Raw genomic sequence first — 19972 nt, 5'->3', positions numbered from 1 at the left:
ACGATCCCAGAAAGAATTGATCTAGAGCAATTCTTTCTGGGGGCGGGGTAGGGAGGCGCTAGGTGGCCGGCCCGGGAGCACTCTAGAGGCTTCCGTGTTGTAAAGTCTGGCGGTGATTTGCTAACGAACCCGCCAATCCTTTGAGCGAAGAATAGGAGCCCGCTTATGAGGACGATGCGACTTCGAGAATCCTTGGAACTCATAGACCTAACCAAGTCAACAATTTATAGGCTTGTTGTTGGTGGCGAACTCCCAGAATCATCTTCTCTGAGGCATTGTGCAGGCTGGGTGGAGGAGAAAGTGATTTGAGCGGGTTCTTGTTAAGATTGACGAGCGAGACGCTAATTTAGAAAACACCCTTGATAGATGAGTGGGTCTGCGATTCGGAATAAACGCCATGGCTGATTACGTTAGGTCGTGGCGTTTATGCTGGAGGCTATGATGTTTTTTAAGTATTAAGACGCGCTGTGCTTAGTGTTTTATTTAAATAAGGGTTATTCGTCATTAGCGCAGGCATGCGAAATCCTCCTGTGTAGAGGGCGCATCGCTATCCCACGGGTAGGACAGGACATTCAGGGTGCAAAACAAGGTTCCTATCCGGCCACTGACGGCAGGCCTAGCAATGCCAGGAAACCTCAGCAGCCAATCGACAGGTCAATGCGGAGGCAATCCAGCAAGCCAATCCCAGCACGAGTTAGATTGGGCTTACGTTCAGGAGGACAGTGAACTGAGTATCCCAACAGTTTTCTCGCTGCGAGTAGCTGGGCGCGATGCGATGTCGTCGAAGCAAGGCCTGGTACCCGTAGGTGCAGTACTGGCTGCCGCGATCCGAGTGCAACAGCATCTCTGCTTGTGGCTGTCGGCGTGCCACAGCTATCTCTAGCGCGGCGTGCACTAGGGCCTGCTGCACCGCCCAATCGACAACGGCGCGCGAATAGAGATCAAGCACGACGGCCAGATACAACCAGACTTGGGCCGTCCGTGCGTGGGGCATGTCCGAAACCCAATGCCGGTTGGCGTGATCCTGGCGAACTGGCGATCTAGATGATCCGGTGCAATCGACAGATCGTGGCGACAGCCGGATTCCAGCCGCCAACGTTTTCGCGAACGAACACGCAGGCCGCTTCGCGAGTCAGTCGAGCGACTCGGGGCCGTCCACACGCTTGCCCCATGGCCGTCAGCTCAGCCCTGATGCGGCGATGACCATAGATCCCATTAACCGTCATGGATGGTGCGGATATCCTTGCCCAGACGCCAATTCGCCATCTCTCTCCGAGGGAGGTCGGTGCTGCCGGGCATAGAAACCGCTGCGTGATACCTGCAGCAACCGGCGCATCGGTGCTACGGGATAGCGACCTGCCAACGCCTCGATGGCGCGAAACTTCACATCGTCCGCTGCGAGAAGATGGTGAGCGCTTTTTTGTGTATCACGCTCCACGGTGACCTGCGCCAACTGCTGGCGTAGGCGACGAAGCTCCGAGCTCTCGCCGCGCTGCTTGCCGTTGCCTGGAAAAGCATCGTCACCTTGCTGTTCATATTGGCGCTTCCATTTGCCCAGCAGGCTTTCAGCGATGGCCAACGTGTCGGCTACGTGACGAAGCGGCGTACCGGCAAGCACTTGGTCTAGCGCTTCGCGTTTGACGGATTCGGGGAAACGTCGTCTGGTCTGGAGGCATGAACACTCCTTGCGGTGGACATTATCCACCTTAAGTCAGTTTCCACTCAGTCTGGGACAGATCACTCGCTGTTCATCTCTCTGGACGGGACGTTGGAGCAGTTGCCGTCCGGTGGCTTGAATGCAGTGCAACGGATCAGGAGATGGGCGCAGAGGTTATTGCCCAAGTGATGAAGCCGGCGTTGACAGCCGTAAAAGCCAAGGCGATCAGGAATACGGTGTCAGCTACCCGCATCATCCGCTGACCACGCAGGGTGTGGTGAGTACGCAAGCTCCAGTAGGAAGTGAACGCCGAGACCAGGTAGAAGGTCGTGTTGACCGCCAACAGATCATCGATGATCAGATCCTCCCGGCGCAGGGTGAGAATGACCCGGATGATACCGATCACTGTTAGGCACACACCCACCATGGTGGCCGAGACTGAAAAGATGTGGATGCAGATATCGTCATCGAGGCTGGGAGGTTCCAGTTCACTCATTGCGTGACACTCGCTGGCAGGAAATGTGGAAAGTGTAGTGAAGGCTTGAGTACAAAGCCTAACGCGCCTACTGTCAGCGTCTGCCCTCAGTCCTGATACGAAAAGCGCATGATCGACTTCAACAACGTCACCGCCTTCCAGCAGCAGACCCGCGTGCTCGACAGCTTCTCCCTGCACATCGGCGAAGGCGAGAAGGTCGCCATCCTCGGCCCCAACGGCGCCGGCAAGAGCACTCTGCTCAAGTTGATCAGCCGCGAGCTTTACCCGGTGGATCGCCCGGACAGCTCGCTGAACCTGTTCGGCCTGCAGAACGTCACGCTCTGGGACCTGCGCAGCCGCATCGGCTTCGTCTCCCAGGACCTGCAGGAAGACTACACGCCGTTCACCCAGGCGCTGGATGTGGTGATCTCCGGTTTCTTCGGTGCCATCGGCAGCCATGGTCACCTGCAACCCACGCCGGAGCAGGTCCAAAAGTCCCTCGAGATGCTCGCCGCCGTGGAGATGGGCGACTATGCCGAACGCATGTTCCAGCGCCTCTCCACCGGCCAGAAGCGCCGCCTGCTACTGGCCCGCGCACTGATCCACGAGCCCCGCGCACTGATCCTCGACGAGCCGGCCAACGGCCTGGACATGGGCGCCAGCCTACAGATGCTCACGCTGCTGCGCCGCTTCTGCGGGCCTGAGCACGCGATGATCATCACCACCCACCATCTGGACGAGATCATCCCGGAGATCGAGCGCGTGGTGCTGATCGCCAATGGCAAGGTAGTGGCCGACGGGCCAAAGGCCGAGATTCTCACCAGCTCGCACCTGTCGGCCCTGTATCAGGCACCGCTGAAGGTGACTGAACAGGACGGCTGGTATCGCTGCTGGCATGCCTGACCGAGCGCAGGGGCTTCGCCGATGGCGAAGCCCCGCTGCATCGTTGCGTGGCTCAGGCTCCGCCACGGAAGCAGGAAAGGCCCCACGCGGTGAGTTTGAACGGCAGGTGATAGTGCTGGTGCGCATCGCCGATGCCGAAGCGGTAGATCAGCTCGTCGAGAAAGGGCGTGTCGGGCAGCGCAGCTCCGGCTGCCCGGTAGAAATCGGCGACTTGCAGGCGCACCTCGTAGACCCCGCTGCCAAACTGCTCGGAGAGCGCCTCCAGTCCCGGCAGCAGCCCGCGCTCATCGATACGGCCGTGCAGGATGACGCTGCCATCGTACCGCCCCACGCTCAGTTCCAGCCCTTGCGCGACCCGCCCGCTGGCGATGTCGACGACATGGATGGACAGGCCGCCATTCATTCCCAGAACCCCACATGGGCCGTCGCGGCTTCGTCCTCCAGCATTGGACCGTGCACGTCGATCACACGCTGGCCACGGGCAAAGACTTCCCGGCAGGGCAGGGAGAAGGTCGGGTTCTCCGGATGCGCGCCGGTCAAACCGAGCAGCGAGTGCTCGGAGAGCGCGTAGACCACGCGACCGATGCCGGTCCAGTAGATCGCCCCGGAGCACATGCAGCAGGGTTCGGCGCTGGTGTAGAGCGTGCAGTCGGCCAGCTCTTCCGGGCTCAGCTGACGCGCGGCAAGGGCGGCTGCCACCAGTTCGGCGTGCTGGGTCGGGTCGCCTTCGGGCGGCATCGAGTTGTTGCCGGCGCTGGCGATCACCCGGCCCTGGGCGTCGGCCACCAGTGCGGCGAAGGGATGGCGCCCGCGCTCACGGGATTCCTCGGAAAGTCGGATCGATTGGCGCAGCAGGTCGAGGTCGAGATCCGACAGTCCGGCAGGGGTGAGCTTGCTGAAGTGAGTCATGGAAGTTCCTTGGGCAGTGAAGTGGTGCGTGCGCCCTGGGGCGCACGCCGGATGGATCACTCGGTGGCGCTGGCCTGTCCGGCGGGTTCGGCGGTAGCGCTCTTGTCGTTGTTGAGCAGCAGGTTGAGCAGGATGGCGGTGAGCGCGCCGAGGAAGATGCCGCTCTCCAGCACCAGCTTGAGCGGGCCGCTGGCATGTTCGAAGAGGGCGGGGAAGGACATCGGCAGCACGCCCACGCTGACCGAGACCGCGACGATGATGCCGTTACGGGTGCCTTCGAAACGCACGCGGGAGAGTTCCTGGATGCCGGCCACGGTGGTCATGCCGAACATCACGATGGCGCAGCCACCGAGCACTGGTGTGGGGACTGCTGCGATCAGTGCGCCGAGCTTGGGGAACAGCCCCATCAGCACCATGATTGCGCCGGCGGCGGCGACCACGAAGCGGCTCTTCACGTTGGAAAGGGCGATCAGCCCGGTGTTCTGGGTGAATGCGTTGTAGGGGAAACTGTTGAAAATGCCGCCGAGCAGGGTCGACAGGCCGTCGGCACGGAAGGCATTGCCCAGGGTGCGCTGATCGGTCGGCTTGCCCACCAGCTTGCCGATGGCCAGGCAGTTGCCGGTGGTCTCGGCCATGATCACCAGCATCGCCAGGACCATGATCAGGATCGGTGTGAGGGAGAACTGCGGGACACCGAAGGCCATTGGCGGGCTCAACTCGAACCAGGCTGCTTCGCCCACCCGGCCGAAGTGGGTCATGCCGAAGGCGGCGGCGAGCAGGCTGCCGGCGACCAGCCCGATCAGCACGCTCAGATTGCCGATAAACCCTGAGAAACGCGCATAGATCACCAGGGTGATCGCCACCGTGGCCATCCCCAGCAGCAGGTTGGCCGGTTTGCCGAAGTCCTCCGATCCCGGATTGCCGCCGCCCAGCCAGATAGCGGCGGCGGGCATCAGCGAGATGCCGATGATGGTGATCAGGCTGCCGATGACCACCGGCGGAAAGAACCGCAACATCCGGCTGAACACCGGCGCGATGGCGATGGTGATGGCGCCGGCGGCGATCACCGCACCGAACACTTCCTGCAGGCCGAACTGCTTGCCGATCATGATCATCGGCGCCAGGGCGATGAAGGAGCAGCCCTGGATCAACGGCAGGCGAGCGCCGAAGCGCCAGAAACCGAGGGTCTGGATCAGCGTGGCGATGCCGGAGGTGAGCAGGTTGGCGTTGATCAGCGTGACGATCTGCGCCTGGGTCAGGCCCAGGGCGTTGCCAAGGATGAGCGGCACGGCGACGGCGCCGGCGTACATCACCAGGACGTGCTGCAGGCCGAAGGTGAAGAGCTGCCGCAGGGGCAGGATCTCGTCCACCGGGTGAACGCGGGTAAGGCTCATGTCATGAATCTCCTGAAGGTGCGGCTCTTGTTGTTATTACGGGCGCCCGGAGTGACACGCAGCACAGTGGTCGGGGGCAGCTGCTGCCGATGTCGGGAGGAATATTCCTGCGAAATAAGCGATGGAACAAATGAATAACCATCGCTAGCATCGATGGATCGAAGGGAGATCAGCCATGCGCTTTTCGCTGGAGCAGTTGCAGGTGTTCGTCACGGCGGTCCAGGCCGGGTCCTTTTCCGCCGCGGCGCGGCGTCTGGGGCGGACGCAGTCCACGGTCAGCGCGGCGATCGCCAACCTGGAGACGGACCTGGGCGTGGAACTGTTCGACCGCTCCAGCCGCATCCCGGCCCTCACCGCTGCCGGCCGCAAGCTGTTACTGCAGGCAGAGGCGGTACTGGAGCGCTGCTATGCGCTGGAAGGCAGCGCCGACAGCCTGGCGGAACAGGTCGAGCCTTCGCTCACCCTGGCCATCGAAGTGCCCTACGGTTCACTGATCCCGGTGCTGCGCGAATTCGACGTCGCATTCCCCTTCGTCGACCTGCTGATCCGCCACCCCGTGCACGGTGATGTCAGCGAGTTGGTGCTCAAGGGGGAGGCTGACCTCGGCGTGGCGTTCTCCCAGCCGGAGTACCCACAGGAGCTGGCCTTCCAGCAACTGGGCAAACTGATCATGGCCCACGTCTGCCATGCGCAGTTCGCGCTGGCACAGCGCGAGCGAGTTGGCTTCGCGGACCTGCACGCGCACCGTCGCCTGGCCTTCGTCGCCCATGCCCACAAGCTGCCCAGCAGCGAATACCTTCGAGCCGCCCAGGTCTGGCAGGCGGAAAGTTACCTGGCACTGGTGGAAATGGTCCGAGCCGGTCTCGGCTGGGCAACCCTGCCTCGGCAACTGATCCAGCGCGAGCTGGCAGCGGGCGAACTGGTGGAATTGCAGCTGGAGGCTTATCCGCACACGGACTGGTTGGTGGGCGTCGACCTGCTCTGGCAACGCCGGCGCCAACCGGGCAAGGCCGAGCGTTGGCTGCGCGAGTGCCTGCAGCGCAGCAAGGTGTTCGAGCTGGATCGGCGCGGCGTGTCCACGACCTTGTGAAGGCGTCTGTGGCTAAGGCAGCCGATCGGTTGCGCCCGTCAGACTTTCAGCGGCCCCGCGCCTGACGCTGGGCGTGCATCGCGCGGATGCGTTCTTCCCACTGGGTACGTTCGAGCTCCGGCAGAGCGTTCCACCACTGGCTCACCGCGCTGTTGCTGTAGGGCGTCAGCCAGTCGGCCCAGGGCGCGATCTGCGCCTGCGGGAAGCCGTTGTCGCGCCCGCGCAGGTAGTGGTCGAAGAAGCCCAGAACCAGCGCCGCCGGTGCCTCGATCAGAACGTCGGTGGGTGCGCTGCCAATGAGCTTGTCGCGCAGTGGGCGGCGCATGTACAGCGCATTGTCGGTGAGGCCCGCATGCAGGGCGTCGCGCAGTACCAGGCGATGGATGCGCGGGTTCTGCCCGGCGTGTTGCAGGCTCTCGTAGGAGAAGTCGTTGAAGCTGCGCGGCCGGGACGGCGGCGTGAGGCCGAGCATGCGGTAGAACAGCGACAGGTCCGAATGCAGCATCAGCAGCGGCACTGGCAGGTCCTTGTCGAAGGGCAGGAAGTCGAAGTCGCCACCGTCCAGATTCACCGCCGCCGCGCAGCGCTTGTCCACCAGGCAGACGGCGCCGCTGGTGGAGCCGCCGAAGGACATGCCCATCTCGCCGGTATGCGCGAAGTCGCTGGCGGCCACCAGGGCGGCCACATTCGGCGGCACTTCGCCGGCCTGCAGGCGGTCGTGGACGAACAGCCGGTCGGCCAGCCAGACCGGTGCGCTGAGGTGGATGGCGCGGTCGGCTGGCGGCGTGGTTTCGGTCGCGAAACGCAGTTGGCCGTCGAGGCGGCGGGCCAGGTCGTCCTCGCCGTAGCCTTGCAGCAGCAGCGGCGAGAAGCCGTGTTCGAAGGCGTAGCGCAGGTGTTCGTAGAGTGCCGGGTCAGTCGGTGTTACCTCGCCGTTGGGGAACTGTGTGGGAGACGCGTCACCGGTGTGCTGCACGGAATAGACCGCGTAACCGTTGCTCGCCAGCTCCTCCATGATCCGCCCGTTCATGCCGGCGAACGAGCCATAGCCATGGCTGTAGAACACCACCGGCAGGCTACCCAGGTCGGCGCGCAGCGGCGCGTTCTCAAAAGAGTTGGTCCGCAGATGACGCAAGTACGTGAGCAGGGGCGGGAAATGGAACAGCTCGCCGAAGCCGCGCGCGGTGCTGCGTGATTCAGCGGCGCTGAAGTAGTTGCGTGGTTTGCTGCCCGCCACTGGCCGGGCCGGATACCAGACCCGCACCAGCAGGCGCCGGGCCTTGCCGGCAGGCGTGCCGAGCACGCCGGTACGGCTGGCGTCGACCAGCTCGAAGTCGCGTACGCCGACCTGATAGGGCCCGCCCGGCTTGGGCAGTGGCGAAACCGGGAAGCAGTACAGCGTGGTGACCGCCAGGCCCGTCAGCAGGCTGAAGAGCAGTCCCGACCAGAGCGGGAGCCGCGCCGGGCGCTTGCGCCGCAGTAGCAGGGCCAGCACCAGCAGCAGGGCGACCACTGCGCCGACTCCCGCCTGCCAGCGGTCGTCCCATACGTCGTACAGCGCCGCGACCAGAGCGAGCAGGGCTGCGACCATTGCCAGGGCCCGCCGTCGCAGCCACCAGCCCAGCAACGCAACAGCGAGAAGGGCCAGCAGTGCGACGTCAGCGAGAGTCATGCAGTGGCGCCCTTGCGCGGCAGCACGGTCCAGGCGACGCCAAACAGCAGCAGCGCCGCGACCAGTACATACGGCGCGCGGCTATCCAGCTGGTGCAGCAGGGTGCCCAGCAACGGGCCGCTGATCATGCCCAGCCCATGCACGGCCACCAGGCTGCCTGCAGCGGCGCCTTGCTCGTCTGCTTCCACGGCATTGGCGTTGAGCGCCGAGACGGCAGGGAAGACCCAGCCCATGCCGGCGGCAGCGACGAAGCAGGAGGCATAGAGCATCCATGGGGCCGTGGCGAAGCACACCGTGGCGAAGCCCAGCGCGGAGACAGTGCCGCCAACGCCGATCAGGCGCAGCGGCGCCCAGTTCAGCTTGCGTACCAGCATTTGCGCGCAGATCAGTGCCACGCCCACCGACGTGAGCGCGATACCGGCGACGCGGGCGGCGTCCGCAGGCTGCAGTTGCAGGCGGTCGAGGGCGAAGAAGCCGACGGTCATCTGCGCCACGGTCACGCAGACCATGGCGATGAAGCCGAGGGTCAGCGAGCGGCGCAGGCGCTTGTCGCTGATCGCCAGCGCCGGGCCCTTGCGTTCGCTGACGCGCTGGCTATCGGGCAGCCAGCGCCACAGAACGGCGAACGCCAGCAGCGGCAGCAGGCAGGTGAGCAGCAGCGGCAGAGCCAGACCGAGCATGGCCAGCAGACCGGCGAAGCTCGGGCCGACCACCATGCCTACGGCACTCGCGGCACCCAGCCCGGCCATGGCCGAAGCGCGCTTGTCCGCGCTCACATGGTCCGCGACCAGCGCCGCCGAGCAGGCCGGCACGGCCGCATAGAAACCGCCCGCCAACCCCCGCAGTGCGACGATGCCGATGAAGGCGGGCAGCGGTGACATCGAGGTATTCAGTGCCAGCGCCATGAAAGCGCAGAGCAGCGCGTAGGTCACCGCAAAGCCGGCCAGGCCGCTGAGCAGCACGCGGCGGCGGCCGAGGCGGTCGCTGGCGATACCCCATACGCGCGCCATGAGCATCCACGCAATGCCGCCGACGGTGACCGTCATACCCGCCTGCCAGGGCGCCAGGCCCAGGGTGCGCGCCACCGGGCCGATCAGCGCGACGAAGGACATCACCGCCACCGTGCAGACGAAGGTCTCGAACATCAGCGGGCGCAGGTTGAGGGTGGGCGCCTGGGGCGGCATGGCGGTCATTTCAGCGTGGCTCCTTGGGACGACGGGGCATTCTCATCCATACAAAGACGATCAGCAGCAGCGGAACACCAAGGGAAATCCACGACAGCAGGTCGAAAACCCCATCGCCCAGCAGCGCCGAGAGCAGCCCGAAGGTGCTCAGCACGGCCAGCGCGACGGGCCAGCGGAAGATCATCCAGAGTCCGCGTCTCATGCCTTTACCTCCGTCGCCAGGCCACCGGAATCCAGTTCCGCCAGGCGCTTCTCGATGGGCGTGCGACGCCGGCCGAGCCACAGGTACAGGCCGCTGGCGAGGATGACGATGCTGACGATATCCAGCAGTGCCCAGACGATCTTCAGCGGCATGCGGCCGTAATCGCCGAAGTGCAGTGGCTGGGACAGCAGCAGGGTCTTCACGTACAGCGGCATTTCGCGCATGTCGGTCAATTCGCCGGTTTCGGCATCCACCAGCGCGGGCTTGAGCAGGCGTTCGGTCAGCGGCGTGTTGCCACGCATGAATACCGCGTAATGGTGCTGGCTGCTGAACTGCGTGCCGGGGAAGCCGACGAAGCTGGGCTTCATGTCCGGCGCCGCCTGGCGGGCGGTCTCGATGGCCTTGTGCAGCGAGCCGAGCTGTTCCAGCGGCGGCAAGTCCTTGTAGGGCGCGGTCATCTCGGCCAACTGGCCGCCTTGCCAGAGCATGAGGATCGGCAGCGCCAGGGTGTTGATCACTCCAGTGACGCCCACCACCAGCACCCAGGCGAGAGTGACGATACCCAGCACGTTGTGCAGGTCCAGCCACTTCAGTCGAGAGCTGCGCTGCGAGCGCACGGTGGCGAAGTCCAGCTTGCGCATGAAGGGCGTGTAGACCACCACGCCGGACACCAGCGAGGCCACCAGCAGCAGCCCCATGAAACCCAGGAACAGGTAGCCGGGCAGGCCCATGAACAGGTCGGTGTGCAGCTTGAGCATGATGTACATGAAGCCGCCCGGTGGTGGCAGCGGATCGAAGAACTCCCCGGTGCGCGCGTCGAACGGCTGGATGTGGCCATTCTCCGGCGGCGGCACCAGGGTCGGAGCGGTGAGGACCGCGCCCAGCGGATCGTCCTGCTCCCAGAACACGAAGCGCACCACTTCGCCGGGCCGCTTGGCCAGGGCGCGAGCCACCACGTCGTCGTAGTCGATCTTCGGCGACTGCTCGGTGAGCGGCTTGAGCTCCGGGTGCGGCTCGAAGTAGTGCTCGATCTCTTCGTGGAAGATCAGCGGCAGGCCCGTGAGGCAGAGCATCAGCAGGAATACCGTGGAGATCAGGCTGGTCCACTTGTGCACCAGGTACCAGGTGCGGAGGGCTTTGGCGGTCATCGTCAGGCTCTTTCTTCGTTAGAAGTCCACGCTCGCGGACAACTGCAGGGTGCGTCCCTCGCCCAGGTACAGGTACCCGGCGGTGGAAGTGCCCCAGTAGTCCTTGTCGAACACGTTATCCAGGTTGGCGCGCAACACCACCGGCTTGCCGAGAGTGTCGAAGCGGTAACGCGCGCCCAGGTCCAGGCGCCACCAGTCGGGGATGCTCAGGCTGTTGGCCTGGTCCACGTACTGCTCGTCGGTGTAGATCGTGCGGGCGGTGACGGTCAGGCCGGGCACCTGGGTGATGTCGTACTCGCCGCCGAGGTTCAGCTGCTTGCGCGGCACGCCGATGCCATCGTTGCCGTCGTACTGGCCGTCCTGGGTCTTGGTCAGCTTGGCCTGGGTATAGGACGCGCCGCCGAGCAGGCGCACGCCTTCGGTTACCTCGCCGAACAGGCTCAGTTCAAGGCCACGGTTGCGCTGTTCTCCACCTCGGGTGAAGCGACCGTTGTCGTTGACGCTGTTCGGGCGCTTGATCTCGAACGCGGCCAGGGTCGCGCCGAAGCCGTCCCACTCGCCCTTGATGCCGACTTCCTTCTGTTTGGAGACATAGGGCGAGAGCATTTCGCCGGCGTTGATGCTGCCGATGGGGGCGGTTTCGCCCGGGCTCAGGCCCTCGATGTAGTTGGCATAGAGCGAAATGTTTTCCCACGGCTTGACCACGATGCCGCCCATGGGCGTGGTCTCTTCCTCGTCGTAGCCGTCGCCCACCGGGGTGCCGACGTTCATCTCGAAGTTCTGCGATTCCACGCGCTGCTTGCGCGCTCCGAGGGTCAGTTCGACGCGGCCGTCGAGGATCGACAAGGTGTCGGCCAGCGCGTAGCTGGTGAGGGTCTGGGCCGTGTACTTCTGCACATTCTTCGGGTAGCCGTCCGTGCTCGGCGTGCCTTCGTAGACCGGGTTGTAGATATTCGACGCACGCGACGGGAAGGCGGTGTAGAGGAAGAAGATGTCCGAGTTCTGCACCACGCGGGTCGCGCCGAAGTTCAGCCGGTGCTCCACCGGTCCGGTGTTGAAGGTGCTGCGCAGGCCCGCCTCGGCAGAGTGCGAGCCAACGTCGTAGACCTGCCAGGCCGGGCTGGAAACGAAGTCACCGTCATTGCCCATGAGCACCGGGTTGCCGGCCAGCGCATCCATCTCGCTGCGCCGGTCGCCATAGCCGGCGTAGCCGGTCAGCCAGTCAGTGAGGTCGTATTCGCCGCGCACCACCAGGGTCCGGTCGATCATTTCGGAATCGCCGTAGCCGGGGTAGTTCAGATCGTTGTCCGGGGCGTGGGGAATCTTCGTCACACCGGGGCCGACGGAGAACTGGCGGACCACGTTGGTGATGTCCTCGCGCTGCCAGATGTAGTCGGCGGACAGGCGCAGGCGCTCGCCAGCGTAGTCCAGGCCAAGGGAGCCCAGGCCGTCTTCCAGTTCCTGTTTGTCGATGGTGGTGTCGCCATTGCGGTACACGCCGTTGAAGCGCACGCCGAATTCCTTGCTCTCACCGAAGCGACGGCCGACGTCGATATGGGTTCCGAACACCGAATCCGACAGGTAGTCCATGGTCACGCGAGTCAGCGGTTCGTCGCCGGCGCGCTTGGTCACCAGATTCACCGCGCCACCGACGTTGCCGCTGGGAGGCATGCCGTTGAGCATGGTGCTCGGGCCCTTGACCACCTCTACGCGTTCGGCCATTTCCACCGGGACGCGGAAGAATGGCGCCAGGCCGTACATACCGTTGAGTGCGACGTCCGCGCTGACCACCGGGAAGCCGCGCAGGGAGAAGTCCTCGTTGAGGTTGGTGCGCGCACTACCGATCTGCGCCGATGGCTCGTTGCTCAGTACATCGGCGACGCTGCGCGCTTGCTGGTCCTGGATAGTCTTCTCGGTGTAGCTGGTGATGCTGAAGGGCGCATCCATCAGATCAGTGTTGCCCAGCAGACCGAGGCGTCCCCCGCGCGCCACCTGGCCGCCGGTGTACTCGGCGGGCAGGTCTTCAGGGCCGGCGGCCTGGCCGGTGATCAGCGAAGGCTGCATTTGCAGGGCATCGGGGCTGGGCGAACGGATCAGAGTGAAAGTGCCGTCGCCGCGCTGCTCCAGCTCCAGGCCGCTGCCTTGCAGCAACCGCTCCAGGGCGCTTCGGGTCGAGTAGTCGCCGCTCAGGCCAGGGCTCTGCAAACCGTCGGTCAGCGTCGGGTCGAAGGACAGGTGCACGCCGGTCTCGGCGGCAAACGATGCCAGGGCGCGACCCAAGGGACCGGGGGCGATGCTGTAGCTGCGCACTTCGCTGGCAGCCGGCGCGGCCGTCACTGGCGTCGCCACGGCAACCGCCAGGGAGAAGAGGGCGGTGCGTACCGCCAGGGAAAGCGAAGAGGGTTGCGCGTGTCGATTGCTGGACATGGACGGGGTACCTTCGGGCCTCTGCGGGCTTCGTGTCGGGAGATGTTCCCCTGTTGCCAGCTGAAGTGAGAAAAAGTCTCACTTCTTTTTGAAAATATTTTGCATCAACGCCCGGCGCTTGTCTTCAGGCTGCTGTGACAGTGATCCAGAAGTCCGTCACCCGGCGGATTCGCAGGGGATAGGTGGACTGCAGCATCGACAGCGCGAGGTTGCTGTCCAGCAGCGGGAAAGCCCCGGATACCGCCAGATTTGCCACGGCGGGGGCGCAACGCAGCAGACCATGGCGGTAGCGACTCAGCTCGCCCAGCAATGTCTGCAGGGGCATGCGGTCGGCCATCAGCATGCCGTGGGTCCAGGCATCCGGGCTGGGGGATGGTAGGGCGGCGTTGATACTTCCTGCCGACAGCAGTACTGACTCCCCGGCGCCCAGCCATTGGCTGAGGCCCTGCAGCGGCGCAACTTCGACGCGACCGTGAACGACGGAGACGCTGGTTGAGGTGTCGCCCTGACGCACGTTGAAGCGCGCCTCGCGGGTATGCACCCGGCCTTCGCGGGTTGTGACCAGAAATGGCCGGCTGTCCGCACGCGCATCGAGGAATATCTCCCCGCGCAGCAGGCGCACCAGGCGCTGTGCCGGGGTGAAGGCGATGTCCACCGCGCTGTCGGTGTTGAGCGTCAGCAGGCTGCCATCGGGTAGCGGCAACTTGCGCAGCTCGCCGATCCCGGTGTGCTGGTCGGCGCTCCAGTCCTGCCAGGGCTGCGTCCGCCAGGCGGCCAGGCCGACCGGAGCGACGGCCAACAGCACGGCCAGTTGCTTGAGGGCGCGTCGGCGATCCAGCGTGCGTTCGCGGCCCAGTGTCGGCATCGCCAGCGCCGGAGGCAGGCTGCCAAGGTGGCCCAGCAGACGTTCGGCACGATCCCAGGCTCGCGCGTGTTGCGGGCTCTGGCGTTGCCAGTCGACGCAGGCGCGGCGGTTTTCCTCGCTGGCATCCTGCTGCAGGCGAACCAGCCAGTCCGCCGCCTCGTCGAGGATACGCGCGGCGATAGGCTCGGCGGTGCTCATTCCATCAGCTCCAGGCAATGGCGAAAGGCTTGCTGCATATAGCGCTTCACCGACCCCAGGGATACGCCAAGGCGCTGGGCGATGGCCTCGTACTTCAGCCCCTCGATCTGCGCCAGCAGGAAGGCCTGGCGCACAGGCTCGGGCAGGCGGGCGAGGAGGGCATCCACCTCGTGCAGGGTTTCCAGCACGAGGTAACGCTGCTCCGGCGAGGGCGCCAGCTCTTCGGGCAGATTGGCGAGCGCTTCGAGGTAGGCGCGTTCCAGCGACTGGCGCTGGAACCAATTGATCATCAGCCCCTTGGCCACCGTGGTGAGGTACGCGCGCGGCTCGCGGGCATCCAGTACCCGGCGTGAGCCGAGCAGGCGCGTGAAGGTGTCCTGGGCCAGGTCGGCGGCCTGTTCATGGCAGCCCAGGCGACGACGCAGCCAGCCTTGCAGCCAGCCGTGATGGTGCTGATAGAGCTCACTGACGGCGGCGTGGAGGGGAGCGTCGACCGAGGGCATGGCAGAACTTTTATCATTTGAGAATGCTTCTCATGATAAGGGTTGCTGCGCTCTGCTCACAAGCCCTCCTGAAGGAGGGCTCGCAGTAGCTCGTCAGCCCGCCCGGCTGGCGAGGTCGAGGGTGGCGAGTTGGGTGGCGGAAAGGCTCAGCAGGGTAGCCCGCACCAGACTGGTGAGCTGGCGTTCACTGGTGGCGCTGGCGATGGGAGCGGTGATGCCGGGCTGCTGGCGGAGCCAGGCGACGGCGATTTCGGCCGGCGACGAGTGGGTTTCTTCGGCGACCTGGTCCAGCGCTGCGAGAATCTTCAACCCGCGGGCATCGAAGTAACCCTTCAGGTCTTCGCCACGAGCACTGCCAGTGAGGTCGCTGGTGCCACGGTACTTGCCGGTGAGGAAACCCGAGGCGAGGCTGAAGTAGGTCACCACGACGTTGCCGTGCTCGGCAGCGATGGCTGCGGTTTCCGTTTCGTGGCCCGCGCGGTCGTAGAGGTTGTACTGGACTTGCAGCGCGGAGTACGCGGGGAGGCCGGTGTTGCGCGAAGTTGCCTTGGCCGCCTCGAGTTGTTGCCGGCTGAAATTGGACGCACCGATGGCGCGTACCTTTCCAGAGGCGATCAAGTCTTCGTAGGTGCGCAGCGTTTCCTCGTGGGGCGTGCAGTCATCGGGGTAATGGCTGAAGTACAGATCGATGTAGTCGGTGTTCAGGCGCCGCAGGGAGTCTTCGACGCCCTGCAGGATCCAGCGGCGCGACAGCCCGCGCCGCTGTACCGAGAGTTCGGCGCCGACCTTGGTGCACAGCGTCACCTCGGTGCGGCGCCCCGGCTGGCTGGCGAGCCAGCGGCCGATGATGGCCTCCGACTCGCCGCCCTCGTGACCCGGCACCCAGACCGAGTACATATCCGCGGTGTCGATACTGCTCAGCCCCGCGTCGAACGCCGCGTCCAGCAGGCGTCGAGAAATGGCTTCGTCCACCGTCCAGCCGAACACGTTGCCGCCCAGTATCAGTGGCGAAAGGTTGAGGTCACGAGCGTGCATGGCTTTCTCCTCAGCACACGGCGATATGCGAATCCGCACGCGGTTCGGTGCCGCCGCAGAGCACGCCGGTCTGCGGATCGCGGACGATGATCTGCCCGCGTCCGTAGTCGGTCAGGTCGCAGGCGATCTCCACCTCGTGGCCGCGCCGCGCCAGGCCGAAGGCCAGGTCACGGTTGGCGTGCTGCTCGATGCCGACCTTCATGCCGCCCAGCCATTGCCAGCGCGGGGCATCCAGCGCGGCCTGGGGGTTGAGGCCGAAGTCCACCAGGTTCATCACCATCTGCACGTGGCCCTGGGGCTGCATGTAGCCACCCATGACGCCGAACGGGCCGACGGCCACGCCATCCTTGCTGAGGAAGCCGGGGATGATGGTGTGGAAGGTCTTCTTGCCCGGCGCCAGGGCGTTGGAGTGCGCCGGGTCGAGGCTGAACTCCGAGCCACGGTTCTGCAGGCCGATGCCGCTGTCAGGCAGCACCACGCCGGAGCCGAAGCCGTGGTAGGCGCTCTGGATGAACGAGACCATGTTGCCTTCGCCGTCGGCGGTGGCGATGTACACGGTGCCGCTGGAGTGTGGGTCGCCATGTCTGGGCTCGGCAGCCTGTTCGCCGATCTCGGCGCGGCGGCGCGCGGCGTAGTCGTCGGACAACAGCGCAGCCGTGCTGACGCGCATGTGCTCGGCGTCGGTGATGTAGTGCAGGCCGTCGGCGTAGGCCTTCTTCATCGCTTCGAGCTGGCGGTGCCAGGTGAGCTGGCTGTCGCGCTGGTCGAAGTCGTAGCCCTGGAGGATGTTGAGGGTCATCAGGGCGATCAGGCCCTGGCCGGCCGGCGGGATTTCCCAGACGTCATAGCCGCGGTAGTTGGTCTTGATCGGCTCGACCCACTTGGGCTTGTAGCCGGCCAGGTCAGCGGCGCTCAGCGCGCCACCGGTGGCGGCGGAGTGGGCGGCCAGGCGCTCGGCGATGGCGCCGCGGTAGAAGCTTTCGCACTTGGTCTCGGCCAGCTCGGCGAGGGTTTTCGCCTGGGCCGGGTTGCGGAACAGCTGGCCGGCGCGCGGTGCTTCGCCATTGACGGTGAAGGTGTCGAACCAAGTCTCCAGTGCCGGTACGGCGGCGCGGCTTTGCTGGTATTCGCGGCGGGCGATTTCCCACTGGTGGGCGACCACCGGGGACACCGGGAAGCCATCGCGGGCCAGAGCGATGGCGGGCTGCAGCAGGTCGGCGAAAGGCAGCTTACCGAAGCGCGCGGACAGTTCCGCCCAGGCCGAGGGAATGCCCGGCACGGTGACCGGCAGCCAGCCGTGTACGGGCATCTTGTCGAAGCCTGCGGCCTTGACCTTGTCGATGGAGAGGGAGGCGGGTGCGTGGCCGCTGGCGTCCAGGCCGTGCAGCTGGTCCTTGACCCAGACCAGGGCGAAGGCGTCACCGCCGATGGCACAGCCGGTGGGTTCGACCACGGTCAGCGCGGCGGCGGTGGCGATGGCGGCGTCGATGGCGTTGCCGCCGGCACGCAGCATGGCGATGCCGGCCTCGGCAGCCAGGGGCTGCGAGGCGGCGACCATACCGTTGCGGGCGAAGACGCTCTGGCGCTGGGAGGCGTAGGGATACTCGTGAGCGGAAAACTTAAGCATGGCAGGGCTCTTCGAAGGTCATTGGCCAGTCTTGATTCGGGTCCATTCGCGGGTGATCACGCGCTGGATTTTCGGCGGGAGGTCGGCGGAGACGTAGAGCTTCTCGATCACCGCGTCGCTGGGGTAGATGCCGGGGTTGTCACGCACTTTCGGGTCGAGCAGCGCGGTGGCTCCGGTATTGGGGTTGGCGTAGCCGACGTAGTCGCTGACCGGGGCGATCACTTCCGGGCGCAGCAGGTAGTTGACCAGCTCGTGGGCGCCCTTGGGGTTCTTCGAGTCGCGCGGGATGGCGAGCATGTCGAACCACAGGTTGGCGCCTTCCTTGGGGATCACGTAGCGCACGTCGATCTTCTTGCCGGCTTCCTGAGCGCGGGTCTGCGCCTGCATCACGTCGCCCGAGTAGCCGACCGCCACGCAGATGTCGCCGTTGGCGAGGTCGGTGGTGTACTTGGAGGAGTTGAAGTAGGTGATCGACGGGGCGAGCTTCTGCAGCAGGGCGGAGGCCTTGGTGTAGTCGTCCGGGTTGGTGCTGTTCGGGTTCAGACCGAGGTAGTGCAGCGCCTGCGGGATGATCTTCACTGGCGCGTCGAGGAAGGCGACGCCGCAACCGTGCAGCTTGGCCAGGTTCTCCGGCTTGAAGATCAGGTCCCAGGAGTCCAGCGGGGCGCTATCGCCCAGTGCGGCCTTGACCTTGTCGTAGTTGTAGCCGATGCCGACGGTGCCCCACATATAGGGCACGGCGTACTGGTTGCCCGGGTCGGCGGCTTCCAGGCGCTTCATCAGGCGCGGGTCGAGGTTCTTCCAGTTGGGCAGCTGCGAGCGATCGAGCTTCTGGTAGACGCCGGCGTTGATCTGCTTGGTGAGGAACTGGCTGGACGGCACCACCAGGTCGTAGCCCGAGTGGCCGGAGAGCAGCTTGGCTTCGAGCATCTCGTTGGTGTCGAAGACGTCGTACTGGACCTTGACGCCGGTGTCCTTCTCGAAGTTCTTCAGGGTGTCCGGGCCCATGTAGTCGGACCAGTTGTAGAAGCGCACCAGCTTGTCGTCGGCCTGGGCGGCGGTGGCGCAGGCGAGGAGGGTCAGAGTGCTGGCGAAGAGAACGCGTTTACGCATGACTTGTCCTTATCGTTAGAGAACGCGGCTTAGAAATTCCCGCGTGCGCGGGTGGTGCGGATTGCCGAAGACCTGCGCGGGCGGGCCTTCCTCGATGAGTTCACCCTGGTGCAGCACCACCACGCGGTCTGCCACTTCGCGGGCGAAGCCCATCTCGTGGGTGACGACGACCATGGTCATGCCTTCGTCGGCCAGCTCCTTCATGACCTGCAGGACCTCGCCGACGGTTTCCGGGTCGAGGGCGCTGGTGGGTTCGTCGAAGAGCATGGCCTGGGGCTTCATCGCCAGGGCGCGGGCGATGGCCACGCGCTGCTGCTGGCCGCCGGAGAGCTGGCCGGGGTAGTGCTCGGCCTTGTCCGACAGGCGTACCCGTGCCAGTAGCCGGCGGGCCTGATCCAGCGCCTCGCCCCGGGGTACGCCGAGCACCTGGGTCGGCGCTTCGATGATGTTCTCCAGCACGGTCATGTGCGGGAACAGGTTGAAGCGCTGGAACACCATGCCGATGTCGCGGCGGCGGCGGGCGATGTTGCTTTCCGAGTCACGCACCAGCTTGCCGTCCGGGCGTTCGCGGTAGCCCATCAGCTCGCCGTTGACGCGGATGCTGCCGCCCTGGATGTCTTCCAGGTGGTTCATGCAGCGGATGAAGGTGGTCTTGCCCGAGCCCGAGGCGCCGATCAGCACCACCACTTCGCCACGGCGCACCTCCAGGGACACGCCCTTGAGGATTTCCAGCTCGCCGAAGGCCTTGTGTACGTCGCGGGCCTGGATCACCACGTCTTTCATGTCCGGGATCATCTCAACGCCCCCTCAGCAGTTTCATCGCCTGCCGGCCGAACATGCGGTTCGGTGCGGCAGTGTGGCCGTCGGATTTGCCGAAGCGCATTTCCAGCCAGCGCTGGAAGAAGCCCCACAGGGTGGTCAGGGCGAGGAAGTAGATCGCCACGACGAGGTACAGTTCGAACACGCGGAAGGTCGCCGAAGTGACCATCTGGGTGCTCAGCAGCAGTTCCTGCACGCCGATCACGCTGACCAGCGTGGTGTTCTTCAGCATCACGTTGAACTCGTTGCCCAGCGGCGGAACGATCACGCGGAAGGCCTGCGGCAGCACGATGCGGCGCATCAGCTTGGGGAAGGTCATCCCCAGGGATTTGCCGGCCTCGTACTGGCCCTTGTCCACCGCGCCGATGCCGGCACGGATGATCTCGGCCATGTACGCGCCTTCGTTGAGCCCCAGGGCGATGATCGCCGCCTGGATGTTGCCCGGCAGGATGAACAGCCCCAGGTCAAGGTCCTCGAAGCGGAAGATCCCGCCGGCGGCCAGCGCGGTGTAGAGGAAGACGATCTGCACCAGCAGCGGCGTGCCGCGCATCAGCCACACGTAGAAGCGCACCGGGTATTGCAGCAGCGGGTTGGACGACAGGCGCATCAGCGCCGCCAGCAGCCCGAGCACGCAGCCCAGGACCATCGCGCTGACGGCGATCACGCAGGTCAGCCAGAGGCCGTAGAGGTAGATGTCGCTCGGCCGCAGCAGGTATTGCCAGAACACGTCCCAACTGAAGTTCATGTCTCG

General features: G+C 65.1%; 21 protein-coding genes. 2 read left to right on the top strand and 19 right to left on the bottom strand.

Going from position 1 to position 19972, the window contains the following annotated elements; translation table 11 throughout:
* Nucleotides 1-694 precede the first annotated feature (694 nt).
* The 4 genes from IB261_RS16865 to IB261_RS16850 all read right to left on the bottom strand — a co-directional run bounded on the left by IB261_RS16865 (nucleotide 695) and on the right by IB261_RS16850 (nucleotide 2153).
* Nucleotides 695-994 (bottom strand): DDE-type integrase/transposase/recombinase, encoded by a 300-nt coding sequence (locus tag IB261_RS16865; protein WP_138216820.1) that lies wholly within the window; start codon nucleotides 992-994, stop codon nucleotides 695-697.
* 46 nt (nucleotides 995-1040) lie between these two features.
* The gene (locus IB261_RS16860) at nucleotides 1041-1172 is read right to left on the bottom strand and encodes a hypothetical protein (protein WP_353620486.1); all 132 of its coding nucleotides are present in this window, start codon (nucleotides 1170-1172) and stop codon (nucleotides 1041-1043) included.
* Nucleotides 1173-1222: 50 nt separating this feature from the next.
* Complete coding sequence (locus IB261_RS16855; RefSeq protein WP_138216818.1) at nucleotides 1223-1705, bottom strand: transposase; 483 nt, start codon at nucleotides 1703-1705, stop codon at nucleotides 1223-1225.
* Between the two features lie 106 nt (nucleotides 1706-1811).
* Nucleotides 1812-2153: a hypothetical protein gene (locus IB261_RS16850; protein WP_138216817.1), complete on the bottom strand. Its 342-nt coding sequence runs from the start codon at nucleotides 2151-2153 to the stop codon at nucleotides 1812-1814.
* 108 nt (nucleotides 2154-2261) lie between these two features.
* Here IB261_RS16850 and IB261_RS16845 point away from each other — a divergent pair, with 108 nt between their 5' ends.
* A complete protein-coding gene (locus IB261_RS16845) occupies nucleotides 2262-3035 on the top strand; it encodes an ABC transporter ATP-binding protein (RefSeq protein ID WP_192382626.1) in 774 nt (257 codons plus the stop codon).
* Between the two features lie 52 nt (nucleotides 3036-3087).
* Here the strand turns inward: IB261_RS16845 and IB261_RS16840 are convergent, their stop codons facing one another.
* The 3 genes from IB261_RS16840 to IB261_RS16830 are packed head-to-tail and all read right to left on the bottom strand — an operon-like array spanning nucleotide 3088 to nucleotide 5338.
* Nucleotides 3088-3438 carry a hydroxyisourate hydrolase gene (locus IB261_RS16840; RefSeq protein ID WP_138216815.1) on the bottom strand — a complete coding sequence of 117 codons (351 nt, stop codon included), beginning with the start codon at nucleotides 3436-3438 and terminating at the stop codon, nucleotides 3088-3090.
* The gene (locus tag IB261_RS16835; protein WP_138216814.1) at nucleotides 3435-3944 is read right to left on the bottom strand and encodes a nucleoside deaminase; all 510 of its coding nucleotides are present in this window, start codon (nucleotides 3942-3944) and stop codon (nucleotides 3435-3437) included. Before IB261_RS16835 ends, IB261_RS16840 begins: the two co-directional genes overlap by 4 nt.
* Before the next feature lie 56 nt (nucleotides 3945-4000).
* Nucleotides 4001-5338 (bottom strand): nucleobase:cation symporter-2 family protein, encoded by a 1338-nt coding sequence (locus IB261_RS16830; RefSeq protein WP_138216813.1) that lies wholly within the window; start codon nucleotides 5336-5338, stop codon nucleotides 4001-4003.
* Between the two features lie 175 nt (nucleotides 5339-5513).
* Here IB261_RS16830 and IB261_RS16825 point away from each other — a divergent pair, with 175 nt between their 5' ends.
* Complete coding sequence (locus tag IB261_RS16825) at nucleotides 5514-6428, top strand: LysR family transcriptional regulator (RefSeq protein ID WP_138216812.1); 915 nt, start codon at nucleotides 5514-5516, stop codon at nucleotides 6426-6428.
* Nucleotides 6429-6474: 46 nt separating this feature from the next.
* On the opposite strand, the gene IB261_RS16820 is transcribed toward IB261_RS16825, so the two are convergent.
* From IB261_RS16820 to IB261_RS16765, 12 genes are all read right to left on the bottom strand, one after another.
* On the bottom strand, nucleotides 6475-8100 hold the full coding sequence (locus IB261_RS16820) for an alpha/beta hydrolase (protein WP_138216811.1): 1626 nt from the start codon (nucleotides 8098-8100) through the stop codon (nucleotides 6475-6477).
* Nucleotides 8097-9293, bottom strand: a complete 1197-nt coding sequence (locus tag IB261_RS16815; RefSeq protein WP_138216810.1) for an MFS transporter — start codon at nucleotides 9291-9293, stop codon at nucleotides 8097-8099. The genes IB261_RS16820 and IB261_RS16815 overlap by 4 nt, the downstream gene beginning before the upstream one ends.
* A gap of 1 nt (nucleotide 9294) precedes the next feature.
* Nucleotides 9295-9486, bottom strand: a complete 192-nt coding sequence (locus IB261_RS16810; RefSeq protein WP_138216809.1) for a hypothetical protein — start codon at nucleotides 9484-9486, stop codon at nucleotides 9295-9297.
* On the bottom strand, nucleotides 9483-10634 hold the full coding sequence (locus tag IB261_RS16805; RefSeq protein WP_138216808.1) for a PepSY-associated TM helix domain-containing protein: 1152 nt from the start codon (nucleotides 10632-10634) through the stop codon (nucleotides 9483-9485). The genes IB261_RS16810 and IB261_RS16805 overlap by 4 nt, the downstream gene beginning before the upstream one ends.
* An 18-nt stretch (nucleotides 10635-10652) precedes the next feature.
* Entirely contained in the window at nucleotides 10653-13061 is a 2409-nt protein-coding gene (locus tag IB261_RS16800; RefSeq protein ID WP_225606067.1) for a TonB-dependent receptor, read from the bottom strand.
* Between the two features lie 124 nt (nucleotides 13062-13185).
* Nucleotides 13186-14124, bottom strand: coding sequence for a FecR domain-containing protein (locus IB261_RS16795; protein WP_192382625.1), 939 nt, complete (start codon nucleotides 14122-14124; stop codon nucleotides 13186-13188).
* Nucleotides 14121-14627: a sigma-70 family RNA polymerase sigma factor gene (locus IB261_RS16790; protein ID WP_192382624.1), complete on the bottom strand. Its 507-nt coding sequence runs from the start codon at nucleotides 14625-14627 to the stop codon at nucleotides 14121-14123. The genes IB261_RS16795 and IB261_RS16790 overlap by 4 nt, the downstream gene beginning before the upstream one ends.
* Before the next feature lie 93 nt (nucleotides 14628-14720).
* Entirely contained in the window at nucleotides 14721-15662 is a 942-nt protein-coding gene (locus IB261_RS16785; RefSeq protein WP_138216805.1) for an aldo/keto reductase, read from the bottom strand.
* Nucleotides 15663-15672: 10 nt separating this feature from the next.
* Nucleotides 15673-17289, bottom strand: coding sequence for a gamma-glutamyltransferase family protein (locus IB261_RS16780; RefSeq protein WP_192382623.1), 1617 nt, complete (start codon nucleotides 17287-17289; stop codon nucleotides 15673-15675).
* A gap of 18 nt (nucleotides 17290-17307) precedes the next feature.
* The gene (locus tag IB261_RS16775; protein WP_192223659.1) at nucleotides 17308-18402 is read right to left on the bottom strand and encodes a polyamine ABC transporter substrate-binding protein; all 1095 of its coding nucleotides are present in this window, start codon (nucleotides 18400-18402) and stop codon (nucleotides 17308-17310) included.
* Nucleotides 18403-18417: 15 nt separating this feature from the next.
* Entirely contained in the window at nucleotides 18418-19197 is a 780-nt protein-coding gene (locus IB261_RS16770) for an amino acid ABC transporter ATP-binding protein (protein ID WP_081518195.1), read from the bottom strand.
* Between the two features lies 1 nt (nucleotide 19198).
* Complete coding sequence (locus IB261_RS16765; protein WP_192382622.1) at nucleotides 19199-19966, bottom strand: amino acid ABC transporter permease; 768 nt, start codon at nucleotides 19964-19966, stop codon at nucleotides 19199-19201.
* Nucleotides 19967-19972: the final 6 nt, after the last annotated feature.

Source organism: Pseudomonas sp. PDM20 (genome assembly GCF_014852575.3).
In the GTDB taxonomy this organism is placed as follows: Bacteria; Pseudomonadota; Gammaproteobacteria; order Pseudomonadales; family Pseudomonadaceae; genus Pseudomonas.
This window is presented reverse-complemented; position numbering and strand designations above follow the sequence as displayed.